Below are 25,280 nucleotides of genomic sequence, written 5' to 3'. Positions count from 1 at the left end.
ATAACTGATGTCAATTAACTGGTTTCCGGGCCATATGCACAAGGCCCGCAAAGAAATTGCTGAGGTAATGCCTCAGGTTGATATCATTATCGAAATGCTTGATGCCCGGATCCCTTTCTCCAGTGAAAATCCCTTAGTACCGCAGCTTCGCGGCAATACCCCCTGTATTAAGGTGCTGAATAAAGCTGATTTAGCTGATCCGGAACTGACTGCAGTATGGGTAGCCCATTTTGAGCAGCAAAGCGGGGTACGGGCGATTCCTATCAGCCAGCAACATCCCGAGCAAATTAAAGCCTTATTGAAACTGTGCAATGAGATGCTGCCAGAGCGAAACCTGGACATTCGCCCTGCCCGGGCCATGATTATGGGTATTCCTAACGTCGGAAAATCAACCTTAATTAATACCCTGGCTGGCCGTACCATTGCTAAAACCGGCAACGAAGCCGGGGTTACTAAAGCTCAGCAACGAATCAAACTGGAAAATAACGTTATTCTAACTGATACACCAGGCTTTTTATGGCCCAAGCTTAGTCCGCCAACCTGTGGTTACCGGCTGGCAGTTACAGGTGCAATTAAAGATACGGTATTTGAATATGCCGATATCGCGCTATTTGCTGCAGACTATTTACTACAAGTGTATCCAAAAGAAGTGATGCAGCGTTTTGACCTGACCGAACAGCCAGAGCACGATCTGGCACTGCTTGACGCGATTGGCGTGCGTCGTGGTTGTATGCGCAAAGGTGGCATAGTCGACTTGGAAAAAGCCGGTACAATTCTGATCACCGAATTGCGCGCTGGCAACCTGGGCCCCATTACCCTGGAAACCCCGGATATGGTTAGTCAGGAGCAAATTGATGCCAAGGCTGAAGAAGCAGCCAAATCAAAAGATAAAGCCGAACGCGAGGCAGAGCGTAAGCGCCGTGCCCAGCGCAAATATCGTTGATCATTTGTCAGTAACAGATACAGTCGTTACGATGACATCTGACTTTTGAAGGTGCTGTGTTGAGGGTATTGTGTTAGGCCGATCATTAAGTGTGCTATTACTATTACTCATTATGCTGAACCATGCGGTGATGGCATGTGATGCATTAGTGGTGCATATGCCTGAACATGACCATTCTTTAACCAGCCTGATCGATAGCCACGGTGAGAGCAGTGTCACAGATAACGCTGAGCACCACAATGAACATGCACATGTTACCTGCCATATCGCATTTTTCTACGGTATTGAACTGCTGAACTTTGGCGAAACCGCCATAGTCACCAGCCCATGCCAATTTAACGTTATCAGCTACAGTCCCCCCGTACCGCCGCCCAACGCCTGATCTCACCCCTGTTGTCACTTTTTTACTAATTAACTAACAGGAGCATACCTATGCGTATGACATTTGTGCTGCCGGCTTTGCTGGCGGCAACAAGCTATTCGGTTGCGTATGCGGCAGAACAGCCGCAAACACTAGCGCTGCCTCAGGCGTTACAACGGACTTTGCAGCATGACGCAACGCTGCAAGCGTTTCCGTATCAATTGCGAATGGCTGAAGCTCAGCAACTGCAAGCTAATATTAAACCTAACCCTGAGCTGGATGTCTCGCTTGAAAATGTGCTGGGCACAGGCGATAACCAGGGCCTTAAAGCTGCAGAGCTTACCCTGAGCATGAGTCAGCAAATTGAGCTGGGACAAAAACGCGAGCGCCGGGTAGAACTGGCACAACAGCAAAGCCAATTGCAACGTGATAATTATGAACTGGCCAGACTGGACGTGCTGGCAGCGACCACATCGTTATATTTAGAACTATTGCGTTTGCAACATTTACAACAATGGTCCAGTGAAAAGCTTAGCAGGGAACAAGCGCTGCTCGACACCGCGAGATTGCGCAGTAACGCAGGTAATTTGCTGGATGCGGATATCAGCCGGATTAAACTGCGACTGCTACGCAGCCAGATCGAACTGGCAGATATACAACAGAGTATTCAAGATCGTCGATACCGTCTGGCAGCCAGATGGAATGCCGAACCTGATTTTTCTGTGGTAACTGGCGATTTGGCCATATTGCCGCAATTACCCGCGTTACCAGCATTGCAGCAACAGCTGCAGCAAAGCGCAGCTTTGCAGCGCTATCTGACCGAGCACCGCGTGGCGCAAAGTCAGCTGCGTTTAACCGAGGCCAACAGTCAGGCCGACGTCCGTATCTCTGCCGGTTTAAGACGCAACCAGGCTAACAACGACCATGCCCTGGTGTTTGGCTTAAGCATGCCGCTAACGCTTACTGATCCCAATGAAGGGCGTCGTCTCGCCCATGCTGAAAATCAAGCACTTATAGCCAGGCAGCAGCAGCTTGCCGCCAGCGAACTCGCCCTGCTGATGAAGCAGCAATGGTTAAATTTGCAGCACCTGCGCAATACTGTGCAAACCATTGATACCCTGCTTTTACCAGAAGCAAAAAAACTGTGGCAAACCAGCCTGAGCAGCTATCAGCAAGGCCAGCTTGACCTGTTAAGCCTGTTATCCGCCGAAGAAGAGCTGGCCCAGGCAGAACATGACCTAATCCAAAGCCAAAGCCGCTTTCATCTGACTCTACTTGAGTTGGAGCGCCTTACCGGCCTACCTATGACATTGACTACCACATTGCCTGGCGCTGCATTGGAGCAAAGCTATGAATAAGACACCGACCATACTGACCAGCTTGCTGGCAGTGTTACTACTCCTTTTTTTCAGCACGGCACAGGCCGCTGGCGGACATGACAGCCATAGCGATGCACATGCAACTGAACAGGCTGAGGGCCCGCATGGCGGCAGATTGTTAACTCATGCTGATTTTGCGGTGGAAGTAACCATTTTTGAAACAGGTATACCGCCGGAAATGCGTTTGTATGCCTATGCCAATGGTGAGCCGGTTTCAGCCACTGCGCTGGATGCTAAAGTGACACTGCACCGGCTGGATGGCCAGCAGGATGATATCCGGTTTAGCCCGGAGCAGCAGTACCTGGTCGGCGATATCAGCATCGCTGAGCCTCACTCCTATCGCGTTGATATTAGCCTCAGCTATCAGGGCCAGCAATACCACTGGCATTACGATAGCTTTGAAGGAAGGGTTGAACTGAATGACAGAATTTTTGCCTTAGCGGGTATTGGCACTGATATCGCCCAAGCGCAGGTACTGACCCAGAAAACCCATTTATTTGGCGTGATCAGTAGCCCGCCTACCGCCCGTTATAGCGTAAAAGCGCCCTATTCCGGCACGCTGACGGAGGTATTGGTGCAGCAAGGCGACAGGGTCACTAAGGGCCAGCGAATTGCCCGTATTAGCAACGCCACAACTTTAAAAATGTACGATATTGTATCGCCGGCAAACGGCATTATTACCGACCGTTTCTTTAATAACAATGAGCTGATCCGCGACGAGGTGCTGTTTAACATCGTTGATTTCAGCAGCGTCTATGTCGAGCTATCTGCTTTTCCTAACGATATCGACCAATTGCGTGTCGGTATGCCGGTGTCCGTATTCAGCTTGCATCACGGTGAAAGCGCCGACAGCAACATAAGTTACATTGCCCCGCAGATGACTGAAGGCCATATAGCGCGGGCACGCGCCGTGCTGGACAACAGTAATGGCTACTGGCGGCCAGGTATGCATATCAAAGCTGAGGTACTGACAGCAACCATACCGGTAGCATTAGCTGTGCAGAAACGCGCTATTCAGCGCTTTCGGGATATGCCGGTGGTATTTGCCCGCTACGGCAATACCTTTGAAGTGCGGATGCTGCAGTTTGGCCGTGAAGACGATAACTATATAGAAGTCACCTCAGGCCTTAAACCCGGTACTGAATACGCCACTGACAACAGCTTTGTGCTTAAAGCCGACATATTGAAATCAGGCGCCAGCCATGATCATTAGGAGTGCGCCATGATTAACATGCTATTAAAGTTTGCCCTTAGCCGCCGTTATCTGGTGCTGGGGTTAACCCTGCTGCTCATTGTCGCTGGTTTATACAATGCTCAGCGCCTGCCTATGGATGCCGTGCCTGATATTACCAACGTCCAAGTACAAATTAATACTGCGGCACCGGGTTACTCGCCGCTGGAGGCGGAGCAACGGCTAACGATAATTATCGAAAATGCCATGGCCGGTTTGCCAAAGCTGCAATACAGCCGATCACTGTCGCGCTATGGTATGTCACAGGTAACCGTTGTTTTTAATGACAGTACCGATATTTACTGGGCACGACAGCAGGTCGCTGAACGCTTACAGACGGTTCGGGCCAAATTGCCCGCAGAGACAAATCCAACCCTGGGACCTGTTGCCACCGGGCTGGGTGAAATTTTTATGTATACCGTCAGCGCTGCCCATGACGCCCTAAAAGACGATGGTACAGCTTATAGCGCAGAAGATCTGCGCACCCTGCAGGACTGGGTGATAAAACCGCAGCTGGTTAACGTCAAAGGGGTGACAGAGGTAAACACCATTGGTGGCTATCAACGTCAGTATCAGGTGGCGCCCGACCCGGCCAGGCTGTTAGCGTTTAAACTGACCCTGGATGATATCGCCAATGCGCTTGAGCGCAACAACAGCAATGTTGGCGCCGGTTATATAGAGCAACGAGGCGAGCAATGGCTGTTGCGCTCACCGGGTCAACTGCGTAACCTTGATGACATCAGTTCGCTGATTATCGCAAAACATGATGATGCGCCGGTGCGGCTGCGCGATGTCGCCGACGTGTATTTCGGGAAGGAGCTGCGCACCGGTGCGGCCAGCCTTAATGGCGAAGAAACGGTACTGGGCACCGTTTTTATGCTGATGGGTGAAAACAGTCGCACCGTTTCCCGTGCCGTGGCAGAAAAACTGCTCGAGGTTAACCGCTCATTGCCTGACGGTGTCAGTGCAGAGGCTGTGTACAACCGGACCACCCTGGTAGACAAAACTATTGCTACGGTGCAGAAAAACCTGTTTGAAGGCGCAGTGCTGGTTATCGTGGTGCTGTTTGTTTTTCTGGGCAATATTCGCGCCGCGCTGATTACCGCCCTGGTTATTCCGCTAAGCATGCTATTTGCCATTAGCGGTATGGCCCTCAATAAGGTCAGTGGCAATCTGATGAGTTTAGGCGCTATCGACTTTGGTTTAATGGTGGATGGTGCAGTGATCGTGGTCGAAAACTGTCTGCGCCGCTTAGGCTTGGCGCAGCACCGAACAGGCCGGTTATTAACCCTCGAAGAGCGTTTAAGTGAAGTGTATCTGGCTACCCGTGAGGTGTTTACCCCGGCCGTGTTTGGTGTACTGATTATTATGCTGGTATTCCTGCCTATTTTTGCGCTACGCGGCGTTGAGGGCAAAATGTTTCATCCGATGGCCTTTACCGTTATTGCCGCATTGGCCGGTGCTGTGCTGCTGGCGATTACTTTTGTGCCGGCCGCAGTGGCCATTTTTGTCCGTGGCAAAGTGAAAGAGCAGGACTCGGCGCTAATGCACACCTTAAAACGTGGTTACTCGGTATTACTCAGGCAGAGCTTGCGCCACTCAGTGCTATTTATCAGTGGGGCGGTATTCGTTATGGCGGTAATTTTCTGGCAAGGCAGCAAGCTCGGTAGTGAGTTTATGCCACAGCTGGATGAAGGCGATATCGCCCTGCATGCACTGCGTATACCTGGTACCGGCTTAAACCAGTCGCTGCAGATGCAACTGCTGCTGGAACGTGAAATTGCAGCGCTGCCGCAGGTAAAAAGGGTATTTAGCAAGTTGGGTACCGCAGAAATTGCCACTGATCCCATGCCACCTAATGTGGCAGACACTTTTGTTATGCTTAAACCAAAAGCACAGTGGCCCGACCCCGGCATGAGCAAAGCTGATTTTGTGGCGTTATTACGCCAAACCGTTGCAGACGTGCCGGGTAATAACTATGAGTTTACCCAACCTATCGAAATGCGTTTTAACGAGTTGATTGCCGGGGTGCGCAGCGATGTTGCCCTTAGAATTTATGGTGATGATTTAAATACCCTGGCCAGGCTTGCTGAACAGGCGACAGCATTGCTGGCAACCGTGCCTGGGGCGGTCGATGTGCGAATGGAGCAGGCAAACGGCTTACCGATGTTGTCGATTGAACCCGACCGGGAGCATCTGGCATTACTGGGTATCGATATGGCGACCGTGCAACGCAGTATCCAAACCATGGTGGGTGGAATACAAGCCGGTCTCATTTACGAAGGTGACAAGGCATTTGACCTTATTATCAGAGCAGACGAGGCGCTTCGAAGCGACCCACAACAACTAAAACGCCTGCCGGTAGCGTTGCCCTTCCGTCGCCACGAAAACAGCGAGAGTACTGAACTGACCTATGTCCCACTTGGCGAAGTAGCACATTTTAGCGAAATTGAGGCGCCCAATCAGATAAACCGCGAAAGTGCTAAGCGAAATATTGTGGTCAGCGCCAATGTATCAGGTCGGGATCTTGGTAGTTTCATTACTGACACCAAGCAGCTGATAACAAAAGAGCTCGCCCTGCCCACGGGGTACTGGCTTGGGTATGACGGCACATTTGAGCAACTGCAATCGGCGTCTGACCGGCTAATGTGGGTGGTACCGCTAACATTACTGATGATCTTTGGTTTGCTGTTCAGTGCGCTTAATTCGGCAAAAGATGCCTTACTAGTATTTAGCGGGGTGCCGCTGGCATTAACCGGAGGGCTTGCTGCGTTAATACTACGCGACATGCCACTATCAATCTCTGCAGCAGTCGGCTTTATTGCTTTATCTGGTATTGCCGTGCTTAACGGCGTGGTCATGCTGGCGATGATAAAACAGCTACAGCAGCAAGGCCTTAACCTGCTGGAGGCTATTGAGCAAGGCGCGCTGCAACGGCTACGACCAGTTTTAATGACCGCACTGGTTGCCAGCCTTGGTTTTGTGCCAATGGCGTTTAACAGCGGCACTGGCGCTGAGGTACAGCGGCCGCTGGCAACGGTAGTAATTGGCGGTATTATTTCCGCCACGTTGTTAACCCTTTTGCTGCTGCCAACCCTTTACAAACTGGTACACCAGCGTACACGGCAACCTGCGTTGGCCTGAAAACTTGCCGCGTGAATCACTGCCAGCTTCTGGCTGGCAGTGAGCTGACTACTCAGGCTAAAACGGATTGCAACTGCTGTTGGTAATGCTCAAATATTTTTTGTTGCTCAGACTCCATCAGTTCTGCGTACTGCAATTGTTGCCTGATGCTTTTTGCCAACGCAATACAGCCTTCATCTAAAGGCGCCTGATCTTGCATCGCCACCAGTACTTTCAGAATGTTCAACGCCACGTTCATATTATTCGGTGTTAATGAGTACGCTTGCTCTAACGAGTTGAGCGCGGCATTAAATTTATTGCGCTTAAAAAACTCTACGGCCATCCGGTTTAACTGCTGTGGGGTAAAATGTATTGCGGTACGCTCGGCTGCTTCCTGTTCAATATACTTGCTCACTACCTGGTTGGTCAGGCCATTACCGGCGATTTGGCGCTTAATGGCATCAAGCAGGTTTACCGCTTCTTCCCGCCGGCCCAACTCGTGCAAGGCTTTCACTTTATCAAGGTTATCTTCTACCGACGTAGTGGGTCGTAAACTCAAATGATTATCAACAATGCTTTCTGCTTTTGGCCGCTCTTCTCTGGCGGTGTGTAATCGCGCTCTGACCACCAAAAGCTGCTCTTTCAGCTGAGCGGCCAGCGGTAACTGTTTTTCCAGCTCAGTTAATAATAAATCTGCCTGACTGAGCACTTTTAACGCATCAGCTTTATCCAGAGTAGTAGCATAATCGATCGCTGAGCGCACCACATTCAGGCGCAATAATGGTGAATCATGGATGGAGTTTCTGGCGAACTTAGCCATAGCGATGGTGGCATGGTACTGGCCGGCATGATCATGATTTAGTCTTGCTAAATCGAGTACGCGTTTATTGCGTTCGATATTGCGCGGTGCCAGCCGGCTGGCTTTTTTTATCTCAGTGTACGCTTGCTGATAGTCTTCTTTACCGATGTAGTAATGCGCCAACATGTCATAAGTAGCGAAACGGGTATCGGTTTTATCAGTAAGCTGTTGTAGCAATTCTTGAATATCAGCAAGCTTATCTTGTTGCAATAAAGCCTTAATGTAGCCCAGATACACCCAGGACACTTTGTGATGAGCCTTAAGCAAGTCGTCGTAGTATCTGGCTGCCTCGGCAAACTCACGTAAATTAAGCAAACATTCGCCTTTTAACCGTTTCATTTGCAGATGGTATTTGTTCAAACCAACATTAAGTAAATGGCGCTCGGCAAAGTATATGGCTTTACTGTAGTCTTGCCGGTCTATCGCCTGATATACGTTAAATAAGGTGCGTTTTACTTCCAGGGTTACTGGCAACCTGTTTTGAACATGCTTGCTACTTAATGGCTTTACCCAGAAATCATCCGGCTGAAGTTCAACAATACTGTTTACTAAGTCTTCACTGGTTTCGGCACTTAAAAAAATCAGCACCGTACATTTGGTGACATGGCGCTTAAATTTCAGCTCTTCGAGCAAATGAAAACCATCTTTATCGCTTTGCACATTAAAAGCACAAATTACCACATGAAAGGTCGTTTCTTCGCATAATCGCAGCGCATAATACGCATTTTCAGCACATTTAATGTTTTCTATACCCAGCTCAAACAGCGCTGATTTAATGACATTCTGTACCAGTATCTGATCATCTATGATTAGTACATTAAGTTTAGTTAAGGCGGTAAGCTCTTCCTGTTCCATGGACTGACGTCTTATCCTAAGGTTAATTTAATTCATACTAACCGTTCGCCTGCTACATTAGCAAAAAATAAAAAATCAGCGCTACCATTGCTGAAAATATAATCCCTGCCGAGCCTTGCCCTAATGATGTATAACCCCAAACTCAGCAATATAGCGTTTAATGAACTAAGCCAGAGGGCCACACCATGTTTTACGATTTGACCGTAGTGCAAAATAGCAAAATGTTGAAAAATCTCAGCGCGATTCTGGATAAAGGCGCCGCTTATGCGGAGCAGAAAAAGTTTGATGTCACGGTATTGTTAAACGCCCGGCTGGCACCGGATCAGTTTCCCCTTATCCGCCAGGTACAAATTGCCTGCGACAGCGCTAAACTTGGCGCAGCACGCTTAACCGGCCAGGTAGACAGTGCGCCAAAGCATGCAGATGACGAAGTTAATTTAGCGCAGTTGCAGCAACGCATTAAGGATACCATTGATTATCTGGCCAGCTTTACAAAGGCAGACTTTGATCATGCTGCCACGCAACATGTTAGCCAGCCTCGCTGGGAAGGGAAATATTTAGACGGATATGATTTCTTAATTCAGCATGTTATGCCTAATGTCTATTTTCATATCACCACCAGTTACGCCATTTTGCGCCACAATGGCGTAGACGTGGGTAAAAAAGATTATCTGGGTGCCTTGCCTTACAAATCTTAAATTTCTGAAATTTACGTATAAAACGCCGGGTAATTTACCCGGCGTTTTTATTATAAGCCTAGCGTTCCAGCACAATCCTATAGCGGGCTTTACCACTTTCTAAGTGCGCCAGCGCGTCATTAATCTGATTAAATTTAAACGTTTCCACTACCGGCTTGATGTCATGCTGGACCGCAAAATCCAACATTTTTGCTATTGTTGCCGGGCTGCCCACTGGCGAGCCTGACACACTACGCTGCGCCATAATTAAATTAAACACCCCAATATCTAAAGGCTCTAATGTTGCACCGACAAAATGCAGCCGGCCTTTGGCTTTAAGCGTCGACAAATATAAATTCCAGTCCAGTTTTACATTGACGGTGGAGATAATAAAGTCAAATTGGCCTGCCGCCTTTTCAATATCAGCTTCGCTGCGGGAATTAATGCAATGATGGGCACCCAATTTTTTTGCTTCAGTCATTTTACTGTCGCTGGAAGTAAAAGCGGTCACTTCACAGCCCCAGGCCCGTAGAAACTGCAAGCCAATATGGCCCAGGCCGCCAATGCCAATTACTGCCACTTTATCAGTGGGCTTGACGTCAAACTGCACCATAGGGTTAAACACGGTAATACCACCACAAAACAGGGGGCCGGCAGTTTTTGCATCCATCCCTTCAGGTAAAGGGATGACTGCACTGGCGTTAGCGCGCACTTTGTCGGCAAAACCGCCATGGCGGCCGACAATGGTGCTTTCAGCACTACTGCACAGGTTATGATCGCCGCTGCCACAGGTGCTGCACACGTTGCAGTAATCTGACTGCCAGCCAAGCCCGACTACCTGTCCCTGTTTTAAATGGGTGACATCAGAGCCAACAGCAGAAATTCTGCCCACTACTTCATGCCCTGCCACCAGCGGATACGAAGACATTCCCCATTCGTTATTCAACATTGAGATATCTGAGTGGCAGATCCCGCAGTAATCGACCGCAATTTCCACCTCTTGCCGGCCGAGTTTACCTGGATCATACTGCCAGGGCTCAAGTTTGCCTTTCTCTGCCATTGCCGCATATGCATTAATCATATTCTCTCCGTCTGGTTTAGTTATCTGTCACCATTGACTATACAGTTAACAGTATTGACCAGATCTGCTTCGGTGCACGGAAATAAACCCACATTGGCTAAAATTCATACAGTAACACCTGTTTCTTACCCGACTTTCAGGTATAATCCGCCGACTTTTTTCAGGCTGCGCCTTAATACAGAGACACTATGACAGTACAAACCTTTGACCCAAGCCAAACCACCACCCTGGATACCCCTGCCAAAGCGCTGGCAGAGCAGGCAAAACCCGCTGCCAATAACGGCAATACCATTGGTTTTGTGTCATTGGGCTGTCCAAAAAACCTGGTTGACTCTGAGCGTATTCTGACCCAATTAAAGAGCGAGGGTTACAATATTGTCCCCAGCTACGATGATGCCCAGTTGGTTATTGTTAATACCTGTGGTTTTATTGATTCTGCCGTGCAGGAATCGTTAGATACTATTGGTGAGGCACTGGCAGAAAACGGCAAAGTTATCGTTACCGGTTGCCTGGGCGCGCGGGAAGATGAAATTCGCCAGGTGCACCCTAACGTGCTGGGTATTACCGGCCCGCACAGCTATGAAAATGTATTAAAGCAGGTACATGAGTTTGTACCCAAGCCAAAATACGACCCCTTTACCATGCTGGTGCCAGACCATGGCGTTAAATTAACACCCAAGCATTATGCGTATTTAAAAATATCTGAAGGCTGTAACCATCGCTGTACCTTTTGCATTATTCCGTCAATGCGTGGCGATTTAGTCAGCCGACCGGTCGGTGAGGTGCTGGATGAAGCGCAGCGCTTAAAAAATGCCGGCGTTAAAGAGTTACTGGTAATTTCTCAGGACACCAGCGCTTATGGTGTGGATGTCAAATACCGCACCGGTTTCTGGAACGGCGCGCCGGTAAAAACCTCTATGCAGTCCTTGTGTGAGGCTTTAGGTGAAATGGGCATTTGGGTGCGCCTGCACTATGTTTACCCCTACCCGCATGTGGATGACATTATTCCGTTAATGGCCGCTGGCAAAGTTCTGCCTTATTTAGATATTCCGTTTCAGCATGCCAGCCCGCGGATTTTAAAGCTGATGAAACGCCCCGGTCAGGCTGAGCGGGTATTAGAGCGGATTAAAAAATGGCGCCAGATTTGCCCTGAGCTAACCATTCGCTCAACCTTTATTGTCGGCTTTCCGGGCGAAACGGAAGAAGATTTCCAGATGTTGCTCGATTGGTTAGACGAAGCGCAGCTTGATCGCGTTGGCTGCTTTAAATACAGCCCGGTAGTGGGCGCTAAAGCCAACGAGCTGGCCGATCCGGTGCCGGATGATGTGATGGAAGAGCGCTACCACCGCTTTATGCAGAAACAGCAGGCAATCAGCGCAGCGCGATTACAAAGCAAAATTGGCAAGACCATTAAAGTACTGATTGACGAAGTTGATGAAGAAGGTGCCATTGGCCGAAGCTTTGCCGACGCCCCGGAAATTGACGGCGCGGTGTACTTAAACGGCTTAACCATTGTTAAACCAGGCGACATTATCGATGCCGTTGTCGAAGAAGCCGACGAATATGACTTATGGGCGTCAATCGCTGAATAAGCGTTTATCAAAAAAAACGTGAAACAGGCAGCTTCGGCTGCCTGTTTTACAAAAAAATCCTCTATTACCACTCGGTGAACGTGTTTAACTATCAGCAGCCAGACACTATGCTATGTTTAATTGACGATAAATCAGTCAGGTAGCCGAAACCTATGAACTTAATCCCGGAGATAGACTGGACTATTGCCGCATTACATATTCGTGACATGCTGATTGCTTTTATACTTGCGGTACCCATAGGTTGGGACCGGGAAAAACACGAGCGCTCGGCCGGCCTTCGCACCTTTCCGCTGGTTGCCGTGGCGGCCTGTGGTTATATGCTGGTTGGTCAGGAAATTTTAGACTCTGCCGAAGCAGTCTCGCGGGTAATGGAAGGTATTATTACCGGTATTGGCTTTATCGGTGGCGGCGCTATCCTGAAGAATGTTGTCAAAGGTGAAAGTTATGTCCGCGGCACCGCTACTGCAGCCAGTTTGTGGTTAACCGGTGCTATGGGGCTGTCGGTTGCCGCCGGACGGCTGGAAATTGCGCTGGTGTTAAGCGTACTGACCTTTGTGACTTTACGAATGTTAACGTCAGCTAAAACAATGGTAAATTTATCTGAAGATAAATAATTAATTACGATTGATATTAAGCCTTGCTCAGGCTATTGCATCTGCCAGAGAGCACTTATGCTACCGGATAAAACCAGGCGTTTAGTATCAGGCCGTCCTGTACTTGGTACACCACCACTACCTCATAGGGTTGTTCCGTTATGCCATATACTCTTTCATGGTCGATTACCTTATTTCCCACCACCATTCTGTTTAGTACCTCAGCACGCAGCCCAGCGATCATAAAACGCTCGGTCTGGTAAAACGCAGCAAGGGCGTCACGACTAACCAGAGAAGGGGTGCTAGCGGGCATCCGGTATATAGCAATGTCGGGGTGATAGCAGGCGATAAAAGCCGCTAAATCTTTGGCGTTGTAAGCGTCAAGTTGACGTTGTACAGCTAATTCTGGTTGAGTCTCAGGCATATTGCACTACCCTTATATCAGTGTCTTTTATGGTCAGGCTTCGCGCTGCGGTTAAATTTTTCGATATGCCGTTATCGTAGCCGTGCAATTTACCCGCTTTTCCTGCCAGTGGTAGCACTTGTTTAACCTTATTTTTCGGATAATTGTACACAATCTGATTTATTTGTCTCTATTTCGATGAATCGGCCGTAACTGAAGATGCAGTGACGATCTGAGTTCTTAATGACGAACTCTTCTTCAATTAAAGGAGTTTGAATATGAAAAAATTACTTTATCTGATATTGCCGCTCTTTATGCTCGCAGGCTGTTTTGACGGCGCTGACGACGACTTGCCTGAACCGCCACCGGTATTTACCGCGACCCAAACCTTTAATATCAGTCTGTCCGGTGCTCAGCAAGTACCCAATGTTATCACCGATGAAATGGCAACGGCCACGGTGGAGCTTGATGCAAATTTAAAACAAATTCGGGCATCAGTCGATTTGTCTGATGTTGAAAATGTCGAAGCTGCTCATATTCATGATGGTGATTTAGGATTTAACGGTGAAGTTGCTTTTGCATTCAGTGCAGGCACCAATGGTATTTATACCCTTGCCGAAACCGATATTACTGATGCCGTGATAGCTGATTTACAAAACGGTGAGTGGTACGTCAATGTGCATACCACTGACTATCCGAACGGTGAGATACGCGGCCAGATTGTTAACGATGAAACAGTGATTGTCACCTTCCCGCTATCCGGTCAGCAGGAAGTACCAGCTGTCGAAACCGCGGCCACTGGCTATGCCTATGCGGCAGTAGATCAAACCGATTATCACCTTACCCTGACCGTTCGCACGACAGGCGTTGATGATGCAACCATGGCCCATATTCATACCGGCCGGGTTGGTACTAACGGAGATGTACTGGTTGGTCTGGAGGCAGCAGAGGAAGATGGAGTTTGGCTTATACCTGCTGAGACCATGATTGATGAAGCGACCTTTAACGTGCTGACCGGCGGCGGTCACTACGTTAATGTCCACACGCCTGAATATCCGTCAGGCGAACTGAGAGGCCAGATTCTAACCGATAACTTTGTGCTAGCTACCTTTGACTTATCTGGTCAGCAGGAAGTGCCAATGGTAAATACTCAGGCTTCGGGGGACGGCTATGCCTTGATTAATACTGACGATTATAGGGTAGAAGTTGTTGCCGTAACTAACGGGGTCGATTTTGCCACCATGGCGCATATTCATACCGGCCGTATTGGTAACAACGGTGATGTGTTGGTAGGTCTGGTGCAATCTGCAAATGATCTGGGTACCTGGATGACCCCGGAAGATACCCAGATTGATGAAGCGACTTTTGCAGTACTGGCTTCAGGTGGACATTATGTCAATGTGCATACTCCGGATAACCCTGGCGGTGAGTTACGTGGCCAGATTTTAACCGACAACTTTGTACTCGCGACCTTTGGTTTAAGTGGTGCTCAGGAAGTACCTGCTGTTACCACGATGGCATCGGGCGATGGCTACGCGCTGGTGAATACTGACGATTATACCCTGGAATTAGTGGCACTGACCGAGGGTGTTGATGATGCCACCATGGCGCATATTCATACTGGCCGAGTGGGCATAAATGGCGATGTGTTAGTTGCGCTTGAGCAGGATATGACTAACCCGGGCAAATGGGTAACCCCGGACGAAACCCTGCTGGATGCCGACATTTTTGCAGTGCTTGCCTCCGGTGGCCACTACGTCAATGTGCATACACCGGCTAATCCGGGCGGTGAGCTGCGGGGTCAGATTATCTCCAGTGATGACTTCGCTCTGCTTACCTTCCCGTTATCCGGAGCGCAGGAAGTGCCGGCTGTCGCGACAACCGCTACAGGAGACGGCTATGCGTTGGTGGCATTAAGTGACTATAGTCTGGAGCTCCAGGTGCTGACGTCAGGTGTTGCAGATGCGACCGCCGCCCATATTCATACCGGTATAGCCGGTGAAAACGGTCCGGTATTGCTTGGTCTTGAACAAGATGCTGACAACGTTAATCGCTGGATGGCCCCGGCAGATGCGGCATTAACTCAAAGCATCTTTGCTGTGTTAGCTGCCGGTGGTCATTATGTTAATGTCCATACTCCGGCATTCCCTGGCGGTGAAATCAGAGGACAGATTGAGTAAGACTGGAACATTGGTTAGTGGCGCCGGTTGGCGCCGCTATACTGTTATTCCCGCTATACTGTTATTCCCGCTATATTTTTATACCCGCTGTAATTTTTATGCTGATACCATGGTATGTCGCAGCTGACAGGACATTGATTAAAGGAGGTCAGAATGAGTAAAACAGCCACCCTATACCGGATGGTAACCGATGAGCATATTTGTCCTTTTGGCTTGCGTTCAAAAGACCTGTTAGAAAGAAAGGGTTTCAAAGTAGACGATCATAAACTGACTTCACGTGATCAAACTGAGCAATTTAAACAACAGCATGGAGTGAAAACCACTCCGCAGACATTTATTAATGGCAAACGGATCGGCGGTTATGACGAGTTACGTGATTATTTTGGTAAAGACGAAGCCGGACAAACCGGTACCACCTATACCCCGGTAATTGCGATTTTTGCTGTTGCCGCTTTGCTGACCATAGCGTTGCAATATTTTGTATCCGGTGATTACGCTTCAATCCGCACTTTAATGCTATTTATTGCGTTTTCAATGACCCTGCTGGCGGTACAAAAGCTGAAAGACCTTTACAGTTTTACTAACTCGTTTATCACCTACGATTTACTGGCCATGAAATGGTTGCGTTACGGTTACATCTACCCTTTTGTCGAGGCGTATGCCGGTATTGGCATGATTGCTCAGCTTCCGGCATTAGCCGTGGCCCCATTTTCGCTCTTTATAGGAACCGTAGGTGCCATATCCGTGATAAAGGCAGTTTATATTGACAAACGTGAGCTTAAATGTGCCTGTGTAGGCGGTGACAGTAATGTTCCTCTGGGATTTGTATCACTATCTGAAAATCTCTTTATGATTGCAGGTGGCCTGATTATGCTTCTGTGGTGAGTTTTTAACCCCGATGGCAGGCCGCTGCTGTCCCGGCACTGTGCCTGCCACCTGCTCAGACAGACATTACTCAACCGTTAAATCAAACACGGCGTCAACCGTACTACTAAACTTTACCGTGGCTTGTAAGTAACGGCCCGGCGCTGCATTTGCGGCGCCCAGCCTGGCGCCGGTTACCTCAATGCGTTCGTAACCACCCTGCTGACGATGAGTATTAGAATTGATGCTGTAAATTCGACCCAGCCTGGCATCAAACGCACTGGCCAGCGCCTGCGCTTTTATTTTGGCATTCGCTACCGCCATGGCCGTAACTTTGGTTTGCATTTCTTCGCTGTCAGAAGCCTGCAACTGGATATTGGTCACTTCATTAACTTGTACTTTTAAACCGAAGTTTATTAGCTCATTCAGCTGGTCGATTTTTGTCAGCTCTACTTTTATTGATCGTTCTGCACGATAACCGGCTAATTGCTGCTCATCGCCATCAGTATAAATATAATAAGGTTCGGTTAATAAGTTGGAAGCCGTTACCCCTTCGGTTGTTACCGCGTAGTCTTTTAATCCATCTAAAAACTGATTTACCCTGCTATCAACATCAGCTTTTGCTTCAAGCGCTGTCGGTTGCAGACTCGATACATCAAACGAAATCAGCGCTTTGTCGGGTCTGGCAGTCAGTTCGGCGCTACCCTGCACCGCCACATGGCGGTTCGCCGGCAAACTGCCATTCGCCAATGTGGTAAAAGCACTAACGAACAATATAATACTGATGAGTGTTTTCATTCATTTTCCTTAATTATTAAACCTGGCGCTGGTACTGGCGACACTGCTGTTTAAAATCGTATGTCAGGCAGCCTTGACAGCATGGATAAAAAATTAGCAACCGACAACATTTTTTCTCTGCAAATCTTTTTAAAATCCTGTATATTGTCGCACTATTTTCAAACCCTAGCTTATTGAGATTACTATGTCAGCAGATTTATCCTTATATAGAAACATTGGTATCTTCGCCCACGTTGATGCCGGCAAAACCACTACTACCGAGCGTATCCTGAAACTGACCGGTAAAATCCACAAGCTGGGCGAAGTTCACGAAGGTGAATCGACTACCGACTTTATGGAACAGGAAGCAGAGCGCGGAATAACTATCCAGTCAGCAGCGGTAAGCTGTTTCTGGAAAGGCTACCGTTTCAACGTTATCGATACCCCGGGACACGTTGACTTTACCGTTGAAGTTTACCGTTCACTGAAAGTATTAGATGGTGGCGTAGGTGTATTCTGTGGTTCTGGCGGTGTTGAACCACAGTCAGAAACTAACTGGCGTTATGCCAACGATGCTGAAGTATCACGTCTGATCTTCGTAAACAAGCTGGACCGTATCGGCGCAGATTTTATCCGTGTTACCGAACAGGTTAAGAAAGTACTGGGCGCAAACCCATTGATCATGGTGTTACCAATCGGCCGTGAAGATACCTTCAAGGGTGTGGTTGACCTGTTAACCCAGAAAGCTTACATCTGGGATGAAACCGGCCAGCCAGAAAACTATGAAGTCACCGACGTACCAGCTGATATGGCTGATGACGTTGAAATGTACCGTACTCAGTTAATTGAAACCGCTTTAGAGCAGGACGATGACTTATTAATGGCTTATATGGATGGTGAAGAGCCATCAATTGAAGACATTAAGCGTTGCGTACGTAAAGGTTGCCGTGATTTGGCTTTCTTCCCGACTTTCTGTGGTTCTGCCTTTAAAAACAAAGGTATGCAATTACTGTTAGATGCGGTAGTTGAATACTTACCATCACCGACTGAAGTTATTCCACAGCCGCTGACTGATGAAGAAGGTAATGAAAACGGTCAGCACGCTATCGTTTCTGCTGATGAGCCATTCCGCGCGTTAGCGTTCAAAATCATGGATGACCGTTTTGGCGCCCTGACCTTTATCCGTATTTACTCTGGTGTGTTGAACAAGGGTGACACCATCCTGAACTCATTTACCGGCAAAACTGAACGTATCGGCCGTATGGTAGAGATGTACGCTAATGACCGTATCGATCTGACCACTGCACAGGCTGGTGATATCATTGCCCTGGTTGGTATGAAAAATAACACCCAGACCGGTCATACCCTGTGTGATCCTAAGCACCCATGTACGCTTGAACCAATGGTATTCCCAGAGCCGGTAATCTCGATCTCTGTAACACCAAAAGATAAAGGTTCAGTTGAGAAAATGGGTATTGCCATCGGTAAGATGGTTGCTGAAGATCCAACGTTCCGGGTGGAAACTGACGTTGACTCTGGTGAAACCATCCTCAAAGGTATGGGTGAATTACACTTAGATATCAAAGTAGACATTCTGAAACGTACTTACGGCGTAGAGTTAGTAGTAGGTCAACCGCAGGTTGCTTACCGTGAAACCATTACCCGTGAAGTTGAAGACAGCTACACGCACAAGAAACAGTCTGGTGGTTCAGGTCAGTTCGGTAAAATTGATTACCGTATTCGTCCGGGCGAGCAGAACTCTGGCTTTACCTTCAAATCAACCGTAGTCGGTGGTAGCGTACCAAAAGAGTTTATGCCTGCTATCGAGAAAGGCTTTGCGTCAATGATGTCAACCGGTACTCTGGCTGGCTTCCCGGTATTAGACGTTGAAGTTGAAGTATTCGACGGTGGTTTCCACGCCGTTGACTCATCAGCTATCGCGTTCGAAATCGCTGCCAAAGGCGCTTTCCGTCAGTCAATTCCAAAAGCTGGCGCCCAGTTGCTTGAGCCTATCATGAAAGTTGACGTGTTTACCCCGGAAGATCACGTTGGTGATGTTATCGGTGACTTAAACCGTCGTCGCGGCATGATTTCTGGCCAGGAAGCCGGTGTTACGGGTGTACGGATTAAAGCTGACGTACCACTGTCAGAAATGTTCGGTTACATCAGTAGCCTGCGCACCATGACATCTGGCCGTGGTCAGTTCTCTATGGAGTTCTCGCATTATTCACCATGCCCGAGCAACGTTGCAGAAACGGTTATTGCCAAAGAAAAAGAAAAGAAAGCTGCTGCTGCTAAAAACTAAGTAGTTAAACGGCGTTAAAAGGCCCCTCCGGTGCACATCGGCGGGGCCTTTTTATTTGGCAGAAGCGCAAACGCAACAACCGAGGTTGGCTCTATGGCATAAGCCTTGCTACAGTTAATAGCTTACTTTACTGACCCATACGCAATACAAGCATTGCGCTTTACCAGGAGTTGCCGATGAGCTCAACCAGTTTTACTCAGGGGGGCTACCCGTTAACCGCCAACTGTTTTGACGAACTTGTTAGTGCCAATGGCAGTATTCGACGCCCCGCCGTTGCCATCGCCCGTTTTATAGACAAACATGGCCCCAGCGAATTAATCAGAAGACAATCATTGATAAATCAGACGATTAGCGACATGGGGGTCTGCTTTACCCTGTACGCCGATGGTGACAATATTGACCGGGCCTGGCCGCTGGATGTGATGCCCCGCACTATACCAAGCAGCGAGTGGCAACTTACCAGTGATGGTCTGAAACAGCGTTTACACGCCCTTAATCTGTTTATTGATGACTTATATAATGACCAGAAAATTCTGAAAGACGGTATCGTTCCCAGCGAACTGGTATTGCAGTCGCGCAATTATCTGCAACCCTGTAAGGGGGTTTCGCCCCGGTATAAAGCATGGGCCAACATTTGCGGCACTGATTTAGTGCGCGATGGCAGCGGTAAGTTTCTGGTATTAGAAGATAATCTGCGGGTGCCCTCCGGCGTATCTTATATGCTGGAAAATCGTACCGTAATGAAACGGGTGTTTCCGGAGTTATTTGCCGACTCGACTATTTTCCCGGTAGATGACTATCCGCATCAATTGTGGAAAATGCTGGCATCATTGTCGCCACGCGATGGTGAAGTGCCCTGTATCGTTTTGCTAACGCCCGGTATTTACAATTCTGCTTATTTTGAACATACCTTTCTGGCTCAGCAGATGGGCATAGAACTGGCTGAAAACCACGACATGTATGTTGAAGATGACGTGGTATGGTTAAAAACCCTGCGCGGTAAAAAACGGGTAGATGTGATATACCGGCGGGTGGACGATGTGTTTATCGATCCACAAGCCTTCCGGCCCGACTCGGTGCTCGGGATCCCTGGCCTGATCAAGGCCTGGGCCAAAGGCAACGTTGCCATTGCCAACGCGCCGGGTTCCGGCGTGGCAGACGATAAAGTGGTGTATGCCTACGTGCCGGCAATCATCGACTATTATCTCGGAGAACAACCCCTTATCGACAATGTCGAAACGTTTCTTTGTCTTGATCCCAAGCAAAAAAGCTACGTATTGGCAAACCTGGATAAACTGGTGGTTAAACCAGCCAACGAGTCTGGCGGCTACGGCATCTTAATCGGCCCCCGCTCTACCCTGGCCGAACAGCAACAAATGGCTGCCGCAATAGAGGCGAACCCCCGCAATTTTATCGCCCAGCCTACGTTAAATCTGTCAACGGCGCCCACCTTATGTGGCGAGGTGCTAGAACCACGTCACCTTGACTTGCGACCTTTTATTTTGCAGGGAGAACAGCTGTACTGTACCACGGGTGGTTTGAGCCGGGTGGCCCTGACCAAAGGCTCCCTTGTTGTCAATTCCTCCCAGGGCGGTGGCAGTAAAGACACCTGGATCATTAATGATGAGGTATAACCCATGCTATTAAAATCAGTTGAACATATATTCTGGCTTGGTCGTTATCTGGAGCGGTTAGATAATACTGCCCGTCTGGTCAATGCCACCAGCCATTTGCTGATAGACAGCCATAAAGATACTAAATTCAGCTGGCCGGTATTGCTGGATGTAATGGGGCTAAATAGCGCCAAAGCACTGGATAGTTATCAGCTACCCGCCGATGCTAAGCCGGAGCAAGCCAGTATTGAAAGTGCAGTGATGTCGCATTTAATCAGTAACAAAGACAGCACGGTCTCGATCCGCTATACCTGCAGCCAATTAAAATTTAATGCCCGCACCATTCGTCAGCTTATTCCACGGGATATGTGGGAGGAGCTGAATAAACTGGACTTATTCTTAAAGCAGCACTGCCAGCAACTGCAAGGCAGGCAACACCGCTACAACCTGATGACTGAAGTCAGCCGGCGCTGTCAGATGGTAGTGGGTGTTTTAGATGGGGTAATGTTACGCGGCGATGCTTTTGATCTGTTTAACAGTGGCCGCTTACTGGAGCGGGCTGACATGACCACCCGGATTATGGATGTGCTGGTGTTACAACAACTGCAGCCTACCCAGATTAAACGGCCCAAATTTCGCTGGACCTCTATTCTTAATGCTTTAGGCGGCATAGAGTCCTATCATTACTATGTTGCTGAACAAAGTGGCGATGTCGATGCTATCGATTACCTGTTAACCTATGCTGATTTCCCGCGGTCTATTGCGTATTGTTTAAACCGGGTGGCGGCCTCGGCCAGAACCCTGCCACACAGCAGCAGTATTTTACAACAGGTATATGCCCTACAGGATCTGCTAAAAGAACAGCCGTTAACTGATTTATCAACAAAACAACTGCATGTGCTGATTGATAAAATTCAGACTGGTATTATAACGTTGCACCAGGTGATCGTAGAGCCAACGAGCAGCCAGCAAAGCCAGCAGCTCTCAGCCTGAGACTGGGCTGACTGCGTTATGGCTGCGACATAAGTTTGACAAAAAAGTATAGTAATATCACTTGGCAACAGATGGGTACTACAGGAGCCTTATGTCATTAAACCCGGTGCAGCCTGGCCACGATGAGCAACAACACTGGCAGACGCTACCCCAGTGGCAAACAATGCAACAATGGTGGCAACAACAAAACGACGTCGCGCTTAGCCAGTTGCACAACGAGTTGCAGCACCAACTGCGGGAGAACGGTGCTGCAGTCGATCCCTGGCATACCTCAACACGTCAGTTGGATTTGCAACCCTGGCTGATTGCCAGTGAACAGTGGCACGCACTGGAAAGTGGATTAAGCCAGCGCCACAGACTGCTCAACGCCATGCTTACTGATCTGTATGGTCCGCAAAAGTTGCTGCAACAAGGTATTATTCCTGCTGATGTTATTTACCTCAATGACCATTTTCTGTTGCCCTGTGTCGATCTGGTAAAGGATCAACCCTGGTTATCTATGTTTGCCTGTGATGTCGGCCGTAATGGCGATGGCAGCTTTTGCGTTTACAATGACGTCAGCCGGGCACCGGCAGGACTGGGTCACGTGCTGGAACACCGGCTGGCATTTAACAATACCACCACTGAGCTGAACCACCAGATTAAAAAAACTCAGTTAGCCGGTTTTTTCCGCCAATTGCAGCAGTTGCTGCAACAACCGGCCCAAAGCAGTGATCAGCAGCAGCTGGCTGCGTTACTTACCCACCAAAAACGCGACACAGCGTACTTTGAACATGCTTTTCTGGCTAACTATCTGGATATTGCCCTGGTGCATGGTGCAGATTTAATGTTTAAGAGCGGCAAGTTGTGGCTGAAAACATTAAGTGGCCTACAACCTATTCATGGCGTACTGCGCTACCTTGACGACAAAAGCTGCGACCCACTGGAGCTGGAGCCTGTCAGCAGTGGTTGTGCCGGCATGTTGCAAGGTATCCGTCAGGGTCAGCTGTTTTGCGCCAACCCGCCTGGCAGCGCATTGCTCGAATCCGGAGTGTTGTTACCTTTTATGGCAGACGCATGTCAGTTTCTGCTGGCTGAACCGCTGCAGCTTGCCAGTGTTAACGCTTTATGGTGTGGCGAAAGCGACGCATTAAACCGAATACAACAGCAACCGCACCACTATTGTATTCAGCATATTGCCAGTGACCGGCAATATGTGTTGCAGCAGTTAAATGATGAAGCGCTGGCAGCCTGCTGGCAGCAAGTTGAACAACAACCTCATGCGTATATTGCCAGGGAGATGTTGCCGTTAAGTCAGTTGCCATGTCGCACGATAAATGGCAGCTCAGAGTCACAAGCCGGGGCCTTGCGTCTGTTTAGTTTGCTTGATCATCAGCACACTGTGTCGGTACTGCCGGGCGCACTTGGTCGCACGGCTTGTGATCCGTTAATCTTGCAAACCGAGTTATTACAAGGCTTTAACCAGCAGTTTAATGCCAAGGATGTCTGGGTGCTGGCAGAAAAAGCTCACAGCAGCAGTTTATTACAGAGCGCCAATAACACCATTACCTTATCGCGTCAGGCCGGTTTGTTATCGAGCAGAGTAGCGGATCATTTATTCTGGCTCGGTCGCTATAACGAACGGTTAAATCTGATTTGCCGGGCATTGCGTGCAGCGTTACCCTTGCTCAGTGGCGATGACCCGGTGCAGGGGCAACACGATGCCAGGGCGTTACTACAGTTTTGCCTGCAGGCCAATGGCGCTGATCCCAATCCTGACGCCAGTGTCGAACTACTGCTGGAGCCATTATTTTCTGATAGCAATCCGCAAGGGCTGGTGGCGGTACTGAAGAATCTGTTATTTAACGCACAATCCGTGCGGGAGTACTTTGGCGAAGACACCTGGTATGTTTTAGACAGACTGCAAAGTGCAGTCTATAGTTGGCCGATTAAACCAGACTGGCAACAACCTGCATTATTGCTACGCACTCTTGATGAAATTATCTTATTGCAAACGGCAATTTATGGTATTAACAGCGAAACCATGACCCGCAGCCACAGTTTACGATTTATGGATCTGGGCCAGCACCTGGAGCGGGCGTTGCAAACCTGTGGTTTGTTACATTCTGTGTTCTGTCAAACCAGCGCATCCACCAGTTTACTTGAAGCGCTGCTGCGTATGGCCGACACCCTGTTAACTTACCGTCGTCGCTATCATAGTGCCCTGCACCCCGTACCTATTATTGATCTGCTGTTACTTGATGACAGCACACCGCGCTCGGTAGGCTATCAGTGCACAGTGCTATTACATCAGATTAAAAAATTACCGCCCCAGCAGTTGTCGGGCGGCAGCAGCATGCAACAAGGCAATGAAAGTCAGTTAGCCAACGAACTGCTGGCAATCCTGCAACAAACCGATCCGCAGCAGCTTTTTGATCAATTGCAGCAACCTGCCCTGGAACTCAGTCACTTGCTGTTACAACTGCAATTACGGCTGCGCCAGCTATCAGACTCAATTACCTTGTCGTATTTCAGTCATATCGATACCCATAACCAATGGCAGCGTTTCTGAAATGAGATATAATCTGCGCCATCTTACTCAGTACAGCTACCCGCAGCCGGTAGCCAACAGTTATAACCTGGCGTGCCTGACACCACGTCAATTGGCGTATCAACAGGTTGAGCAAACCCAGATTGATGTTGAGCCCACCCCCTCTGAAGTGCAGCAACGAACTGATTATTTTGGCAACACTCAGCATTTTATTCATCTGCAAAGCCCCCATCTGCAACTTGCAGTAACAGCTAACAGTATTGTCAGGGTGCAGCGCCGGGACAATATACTGAAAATTCAGGATGGTGCCAGCCTAGCTCAATTGCAGCAGCATCTGGCGAGCCAGCGCGATACCGCCACATTGCAGGCAAGACTTTGTAACAATGCCAGTCGGCTGATCCCGCTATTGCCAGAAGCCAGAGCACTCATGACCCCATTGCTTGGCGACAATCAAAATATTTTGCAGCTAGCCCAGACGATCAATCAGCTGATTTTCAAAGAATTTCAATATGATCCGGAGTTCAGCACCGTAGTAACGCCGCTAAGTGAAGTAATAAGGCATAAACGAGGGGTGTGTCAGGATTTTGCGCAACTGGCCATAGCCTGCATGCGTAGTATTGGCGTTCCGGCGCGTTATGTCAGTGGTTATCTGGAGACACGGCCTCCGGAGGGACAACCACGCCTGGTAGGGGCTGATGCCTCCCACGCCTGGTTTGCCGTTTTTGACCCGGTGCTCGGCTGGGTAGACTTTGACCCGACAAACAACCTGTTAGCTGATGAGCAACACCTTACTGTCGCTTTTGGCCGGGATTATGCCGATGTGGTGCCATTGAAGGGTTTACTGCAGGGCAGTGGTGAGCACACCCTTACGGTAGCTGTTGATGTTGCTCCACTGGATTAACCTAACCACCCGCCACTAGA

19 protein-coding genes are annotated in these 25,280 nt (G+C 48.8%); 15 read left to right on the top strand and 4 right to left on the bottom strand.

All coding sequences use genetic code 11. The features are described from left to right. Nucleotides 1-7 precede the first annotated feature (7 nt). From ylqF to B2Q61_RS01720, 5 genes are all read left to right on the top strand, one after another. Nucleotides 8-943, top strand: a complete 936-nt coding sequence (gene ylqF, locus B2Q61_RS01740) for a ribosome biogenesis GTPase YlqF (protein ID WP_290616391.1) — start codon at nt 8-10, stop codon at nt 941-943. 70 nt (nt 944-1,013) lie between these two features. After that, entirely contained in the window at nt 1,014-1,325 is a 312-nt protein-coding gene (locus tag B2Q61_RS01735; protein ID WP_290616393.1) for a cobalt transporter, read from the top strand. A 50-nt stretch (nt 1,326-1,375) separates the two neighbouring features. Then, nucleotides 1,376-2,662: a TolC family protein gene (locus tag B2Q61_RS01730; protein WP_290616395.1), complete on the top strand. Its 1,287-nt coding sequence runs from the start codon at nt 1,376-1,378 to the stop codon at nt 2,660-2,662. After that, nucleotides 2,655-3,896: an efflux RND transporter periplasmic adaptor subunit gene (locus B2Q61_RS01725; protein WP_290616397.1), complete on the top strand. Its 1,242-nt coding sequence runs from the start codon at nt 2,655-2,657 to the stop codon at nt 3,894-3,896. Before B2Q61_RS01730 ends, B2Q61_RS01725 begins: the two co-directional genes overlap by 8 nt. A gap of 9 nt (nt 3,897-3,905) precedes the next feature. Further along, nucleotides 3,906-7,058: an efflux RND transporter permease subunit gene (locus tag B2Q61_RS01720; protein WP_290616399.1), complete on the top strand. Its 3,153-nt coding sequence runs from the start codon at nt 3,906-3,908 to the stop codon at nt 7,056-7,058. Nucleotides 7,059-7,110: 52 nt separating this feature from the next. Here B2Q61_RS01720 and B2Q61_RS01715 read toward each other — a convergent pair whose 3' ends face one another. Beyond that, nucleotides 7,111-8,751: a response regulator gene (locus tag B2Q61_RS01715; RefSeq protein ID WP_290616401.1), complete on the bottom strand. Its 1,641-nt coding sequence runs from the start codon at nt 8,749-8,751 to the stop codon at nt 7,111-7,113. Nucleotides 8,752-8,936: 185 nt separating this feature from the next. Here B2Q61_RS01715 and B2Q61_RS01710 point away from each other — a divergent pair, with 185 nt between their 5' ends. Then, nucleotides 8,937-9,449, top strand: coding sequence for a DUF1993 domain-containing protein (locus tag B2Q61_RS01710; protein ID WP_290616403.1), 513 nt, complete (start codon nt 8,937-8,939; stop codon nt 9,447-9,449). Between the two features lie 58 nt (nt 9,450-9,507). On the opposite strand, the gene ahr is transcribed toward B2Q61_RS01710, so the two are convergent. Then, nucleotides 9,508-10,509: an NADPH-dependent aldehyde reductase Ahr gene (gene ahr, locus B2Q61_RS01705; protein ID WP_290616406.1), complete on the bottom strand. Its 1,002-nt coding sequence runs from the start codon at nt 10,507-10,509 to the stop codon at nt 9,508-9,510. Between the two features lie 188 nt (nt 10,510-10,697). Here ahr and rimO point away from each other — a divergent pair, with 188 nt between their 5' ends. After that, the gene (gene rimO / locus B2Q61_RS01700; protein ID WP_290616408.1) at nt 10,698-12,101 is read left to right on the top strand and encodes a 30S ribosomal protein S12 methylthiotransferase RimO; all 1,404 of its coding nucleotides are present in this window, start codon (nt 10,698-10,700) and stop codon (nt 12,099-12,101) included. A 152-nt stretch (nt 12,102-12,253) separates the two neighbouring features. Beyond that, nucleotides 12,254-12,715: an MgtC/SapB family protein gene (locus B2Q61_RS01695; protein ID WP_290616410.1), complete on the top strand. Its 462-nt coding sequence runs from the start codon at nt 12,254-12,256 to the stop codon at nt 12,713-12,715. 55 nt (nt 12,716-12,770) lie between these two features. Here B2Q61_RS01695 and B2Q61_RS01690 read toward each other — a convergent pair whose 3' ends face one another. Further along, nucleotides 12,771-13,118 (bottom strand): nuclear transport factor 2 family protein, encoded by a 348-nt coding sequence (locus B2Q61_RS01690; RefSeq protein WP_290616412.1) that lies wholly within the window; start codon nt 13,116-13,118, stop codon nt 12,771-12,773. Nucleotides 13,119-13,375: 257 nt separating this feature from the next. On the opposite strand from B2Q61_RS01690, the gene B2Q61_RS01685 reads away from it, so the two are divergent. Next, nucleotides 13,376-15,277: a CHRD domain-containing protein gene (locus B2Q61_RS01685; protein ID WP_290616414.1), complete on the top strand. Its 1,902-nt coding sequence runs from the start codon at nt 13,376-13,378 to the stop codon at nt 15,275-15,277. Nucleotides 15,278-15,430: 153 nt separating this feature from the next. Beyond that, complete coding sequence (locus B2Q61_RS01680) at nt 15,431-16,162, top strand: glutaredoxin (RefSeq protein ID WP_290616416.1); 732 nt, start codon at nt 15,431-15,433, stop codon at nt 16,160-16,162. A gap of 66 nt (nt 16,163-16,228) precedes the next feature. Here the strand turns inward: B2Q61_RS01680 and B2Q61_RS01675 are convergent, their stop codons facing one another. Continuing rightward, nucleotides 16,229-16,939, bottom strand: coding sequence for an SIMPL domain-containing protein (locus B2Q61_RS01675; protein ID WP_290616418.1), 711 nt, complete (start codon nt 16,937-16,939; stop codon nt 16,229-16,231). A gap of 178 nt (nt 16,940-17,117) precedes the next feature. On the opposite strand from B2Q61_RS01675, the gene fusA reads away from it, so the two are divergent. The 5 genes from fusA (at nt 17,118) to B2Q61_RS01650 (ending at nt 25,260) form a co-directional block, all read left to right on the top strand. Beyond that, nucleotides 17,118-19,223: an elongation factor G gene (gene fusA / locus B2Q61_RS01670; RefSeq protein WP_414631466.1), complete on the top strand. Its 2,106-nt coding sequence runs from the start codon at nt 17,118-17,120 to the stop codon at nt 19,221-19,223. A gap of 176 nt (nt 19,224-19,399) precedes the next feature. Next, nucleotides 19,400-20,857 carry a circularly permuted type 2 ATP-grasp protein gene (locus tag B2Q61_RS01665; protein WP_290616422.1) on the top strand — a complete coding sequence of 486 codons (1,458 nt, stop codon included), beginning with the start codon at nt 19,400-19,402 and terminating at the stop codon, nt 20,855-20,857. 3 nt (nt 20,858-20,860) lie between these two features. Further along, complete coding sequence (locus B2Q61_RS01660) at nt 20,861-21,829, top strand: alpha-E domain-containing protein (RefSeq protein WP_290616424.1); 969 nt, start codon at nt 20,861-20,863, stop codon at nt 21,827-21,829. Nucleotides 21,830-21,920: 91 nt separating this feature from the next. Next, on the top strand, nt 21,921-24,380 hold the full coding sequence (locus B2Q61_RS01655) for a circularly permuted type 2 ATP-grasp protein (RefSeq protein ID WP_290616426.1): 2,460 nt from the start codon (nt 21,921-21,923) through the stop codon (nt 24,378-24,380). 1 nt (nt 24,381) lies between these two features. Further along, entirely contained in the window at nt 24,382-25,260 is an 879-nt protein-coding gene (locus tag B2Q61_RS01650; RefSeq protein ID WP_290616428.1) for a transglutaminase family protein, read from the top strand. Nucleotides 25,261-25,280 lie beyond the last annotated feature (20 nt).

The organism is Arsukibacterium sp. UBA5043, from assembly GCA_002415085.1.
Classification (GTDB): domain Bacteria; phylum Pseudomonadota; class Gammaproteobacteria; order Enterobacterales; family Alteromonadaceae; genus Alishewanella.
Note: the sequence above shows the minus strand (reverse complement) of the source record. Positions and strands in the feature narration are given on the sequence as shown.

Excerpts from the sequence above, each read along its gene's own strand:
- B2Q61_RS01680 (WP_290616416.1), top strand. The coding sequence starts at position 15,431 with ATGAGTAAAACAGCCACCCTATACCGGATGGTAACCGATGAGCATATT.
- B2Q61_RS01730 (WP_290616395.1), top strand. The coding sequence starts at position 1,376 with ATGCGTATGACATTTGTGCTGCCGGCTTTGCTGGCGGCAACAAGCTAT.
- rimO (WP_290616408.1), top strand. The coding sequence starts at position 10,698 with ATGACAGTACAAACCTTTGACCCAAGCCAAACCACCACCCTGGATACC.
- B2Q61_RS01675 (WP_290616418.1), bottom strand. The coding sequence starts at position 16,939 with ATGAAAACACTCATCAGTATTATATTGTTCGTTAGTGCTTTTACCACA.
- B2Q61_RS01650 (WP_290616428.1), top strand. The coding sequence starts at position 24,382 with ATGAGATATAATCTGCGCCATCTTACTCAGTACAGCTACCCGCAGCCG.
- B2Q61_RS01690 (WP_290616412.1), bottom strand. The coding sequence starts at position 13,118 with ATGCCTGAGACTCAACCAGAATTAGCTGTACAACGTCAACTTGACGCT.
- B2Q61_RS01660 (WP_290616424.1), top strand. The coding sequence starts at position 20,861 with ATGCTATTAAAATCAGTTGAACATATATTCTGGCTTGGTCGTTATCTG.
- ylqF (WP_290616391.1), top strand. The coding sequence starts at position 8 with ATGTCAATTAACTGGTTTCCGGGCCATATGCACAAGGCCCGCAAAGAA.
- ahr (WP_290616406.1), bottom strand. The coding sequence starts at position 10,509 with ATGATTAATGCATATGCGGCAATGGCAGAGAAAGGCAAACTTGAGCCC.
- B2Q61_RS01715 (WP_290616401.1), bottom strand. The coding sequence starts at position 8,751 with ATGGAACAGGAAGAGCTTACCGCCTTAACTAAACTTAATGTACTAATC.
- B2Q61_RS01725 (WP_290616397.1), top strand. The coding sequence starts at position 2,655 with ATGAATAAGACACCGACCATACTGACCAGCTTGCTGGCAGTGTTACTA.
- B2Q61_RS01695 (WP_290616410.1), top strand. The coding sequence starts at position 12,254 with ATGAACTTAATCCCGGAGATAGACTGGACTATTGCCGCATTACATATT.
- B2Q61_RS01655 (WP_290616426.1), top strand. The coding sequence starts at position 21,921 with ATGTCATTAAACCCGGTGCAGCCTGGCCACGATGAGCAACAACACTGG.
- B2Q61_RS01685 (WP_290616414.1), top strand. The coding sequence starts at position 13,376 with ATGAAAAAATTACTTTATCTGATATTGCCGCTCTTTATGCTCGCAGGC.
- B2Q61_RS01710 (WP_290616403.1), top strand. The coding sequence starts at position 8,937 with ATGTTTTACGATTTGACCGTAGTGCAAAATAGCAAAATGTTGAAAAAT.
- B2Q61_RS01720 (WP_290616399.1), top strand. The coding sequence starts at position 3,906 with ATGATTAACATGCTATTAAAGTTTGCCCTTAGCCGCCGTTATCTGGTG.
- B2Q61_RS01665 (WP_290616422.1), top strand. The coding sequence starts at position 19,400 with ATGAGCTCAACCAGTTTTACTCAGGGGGGCTACCCGTTAACCGCCAAC.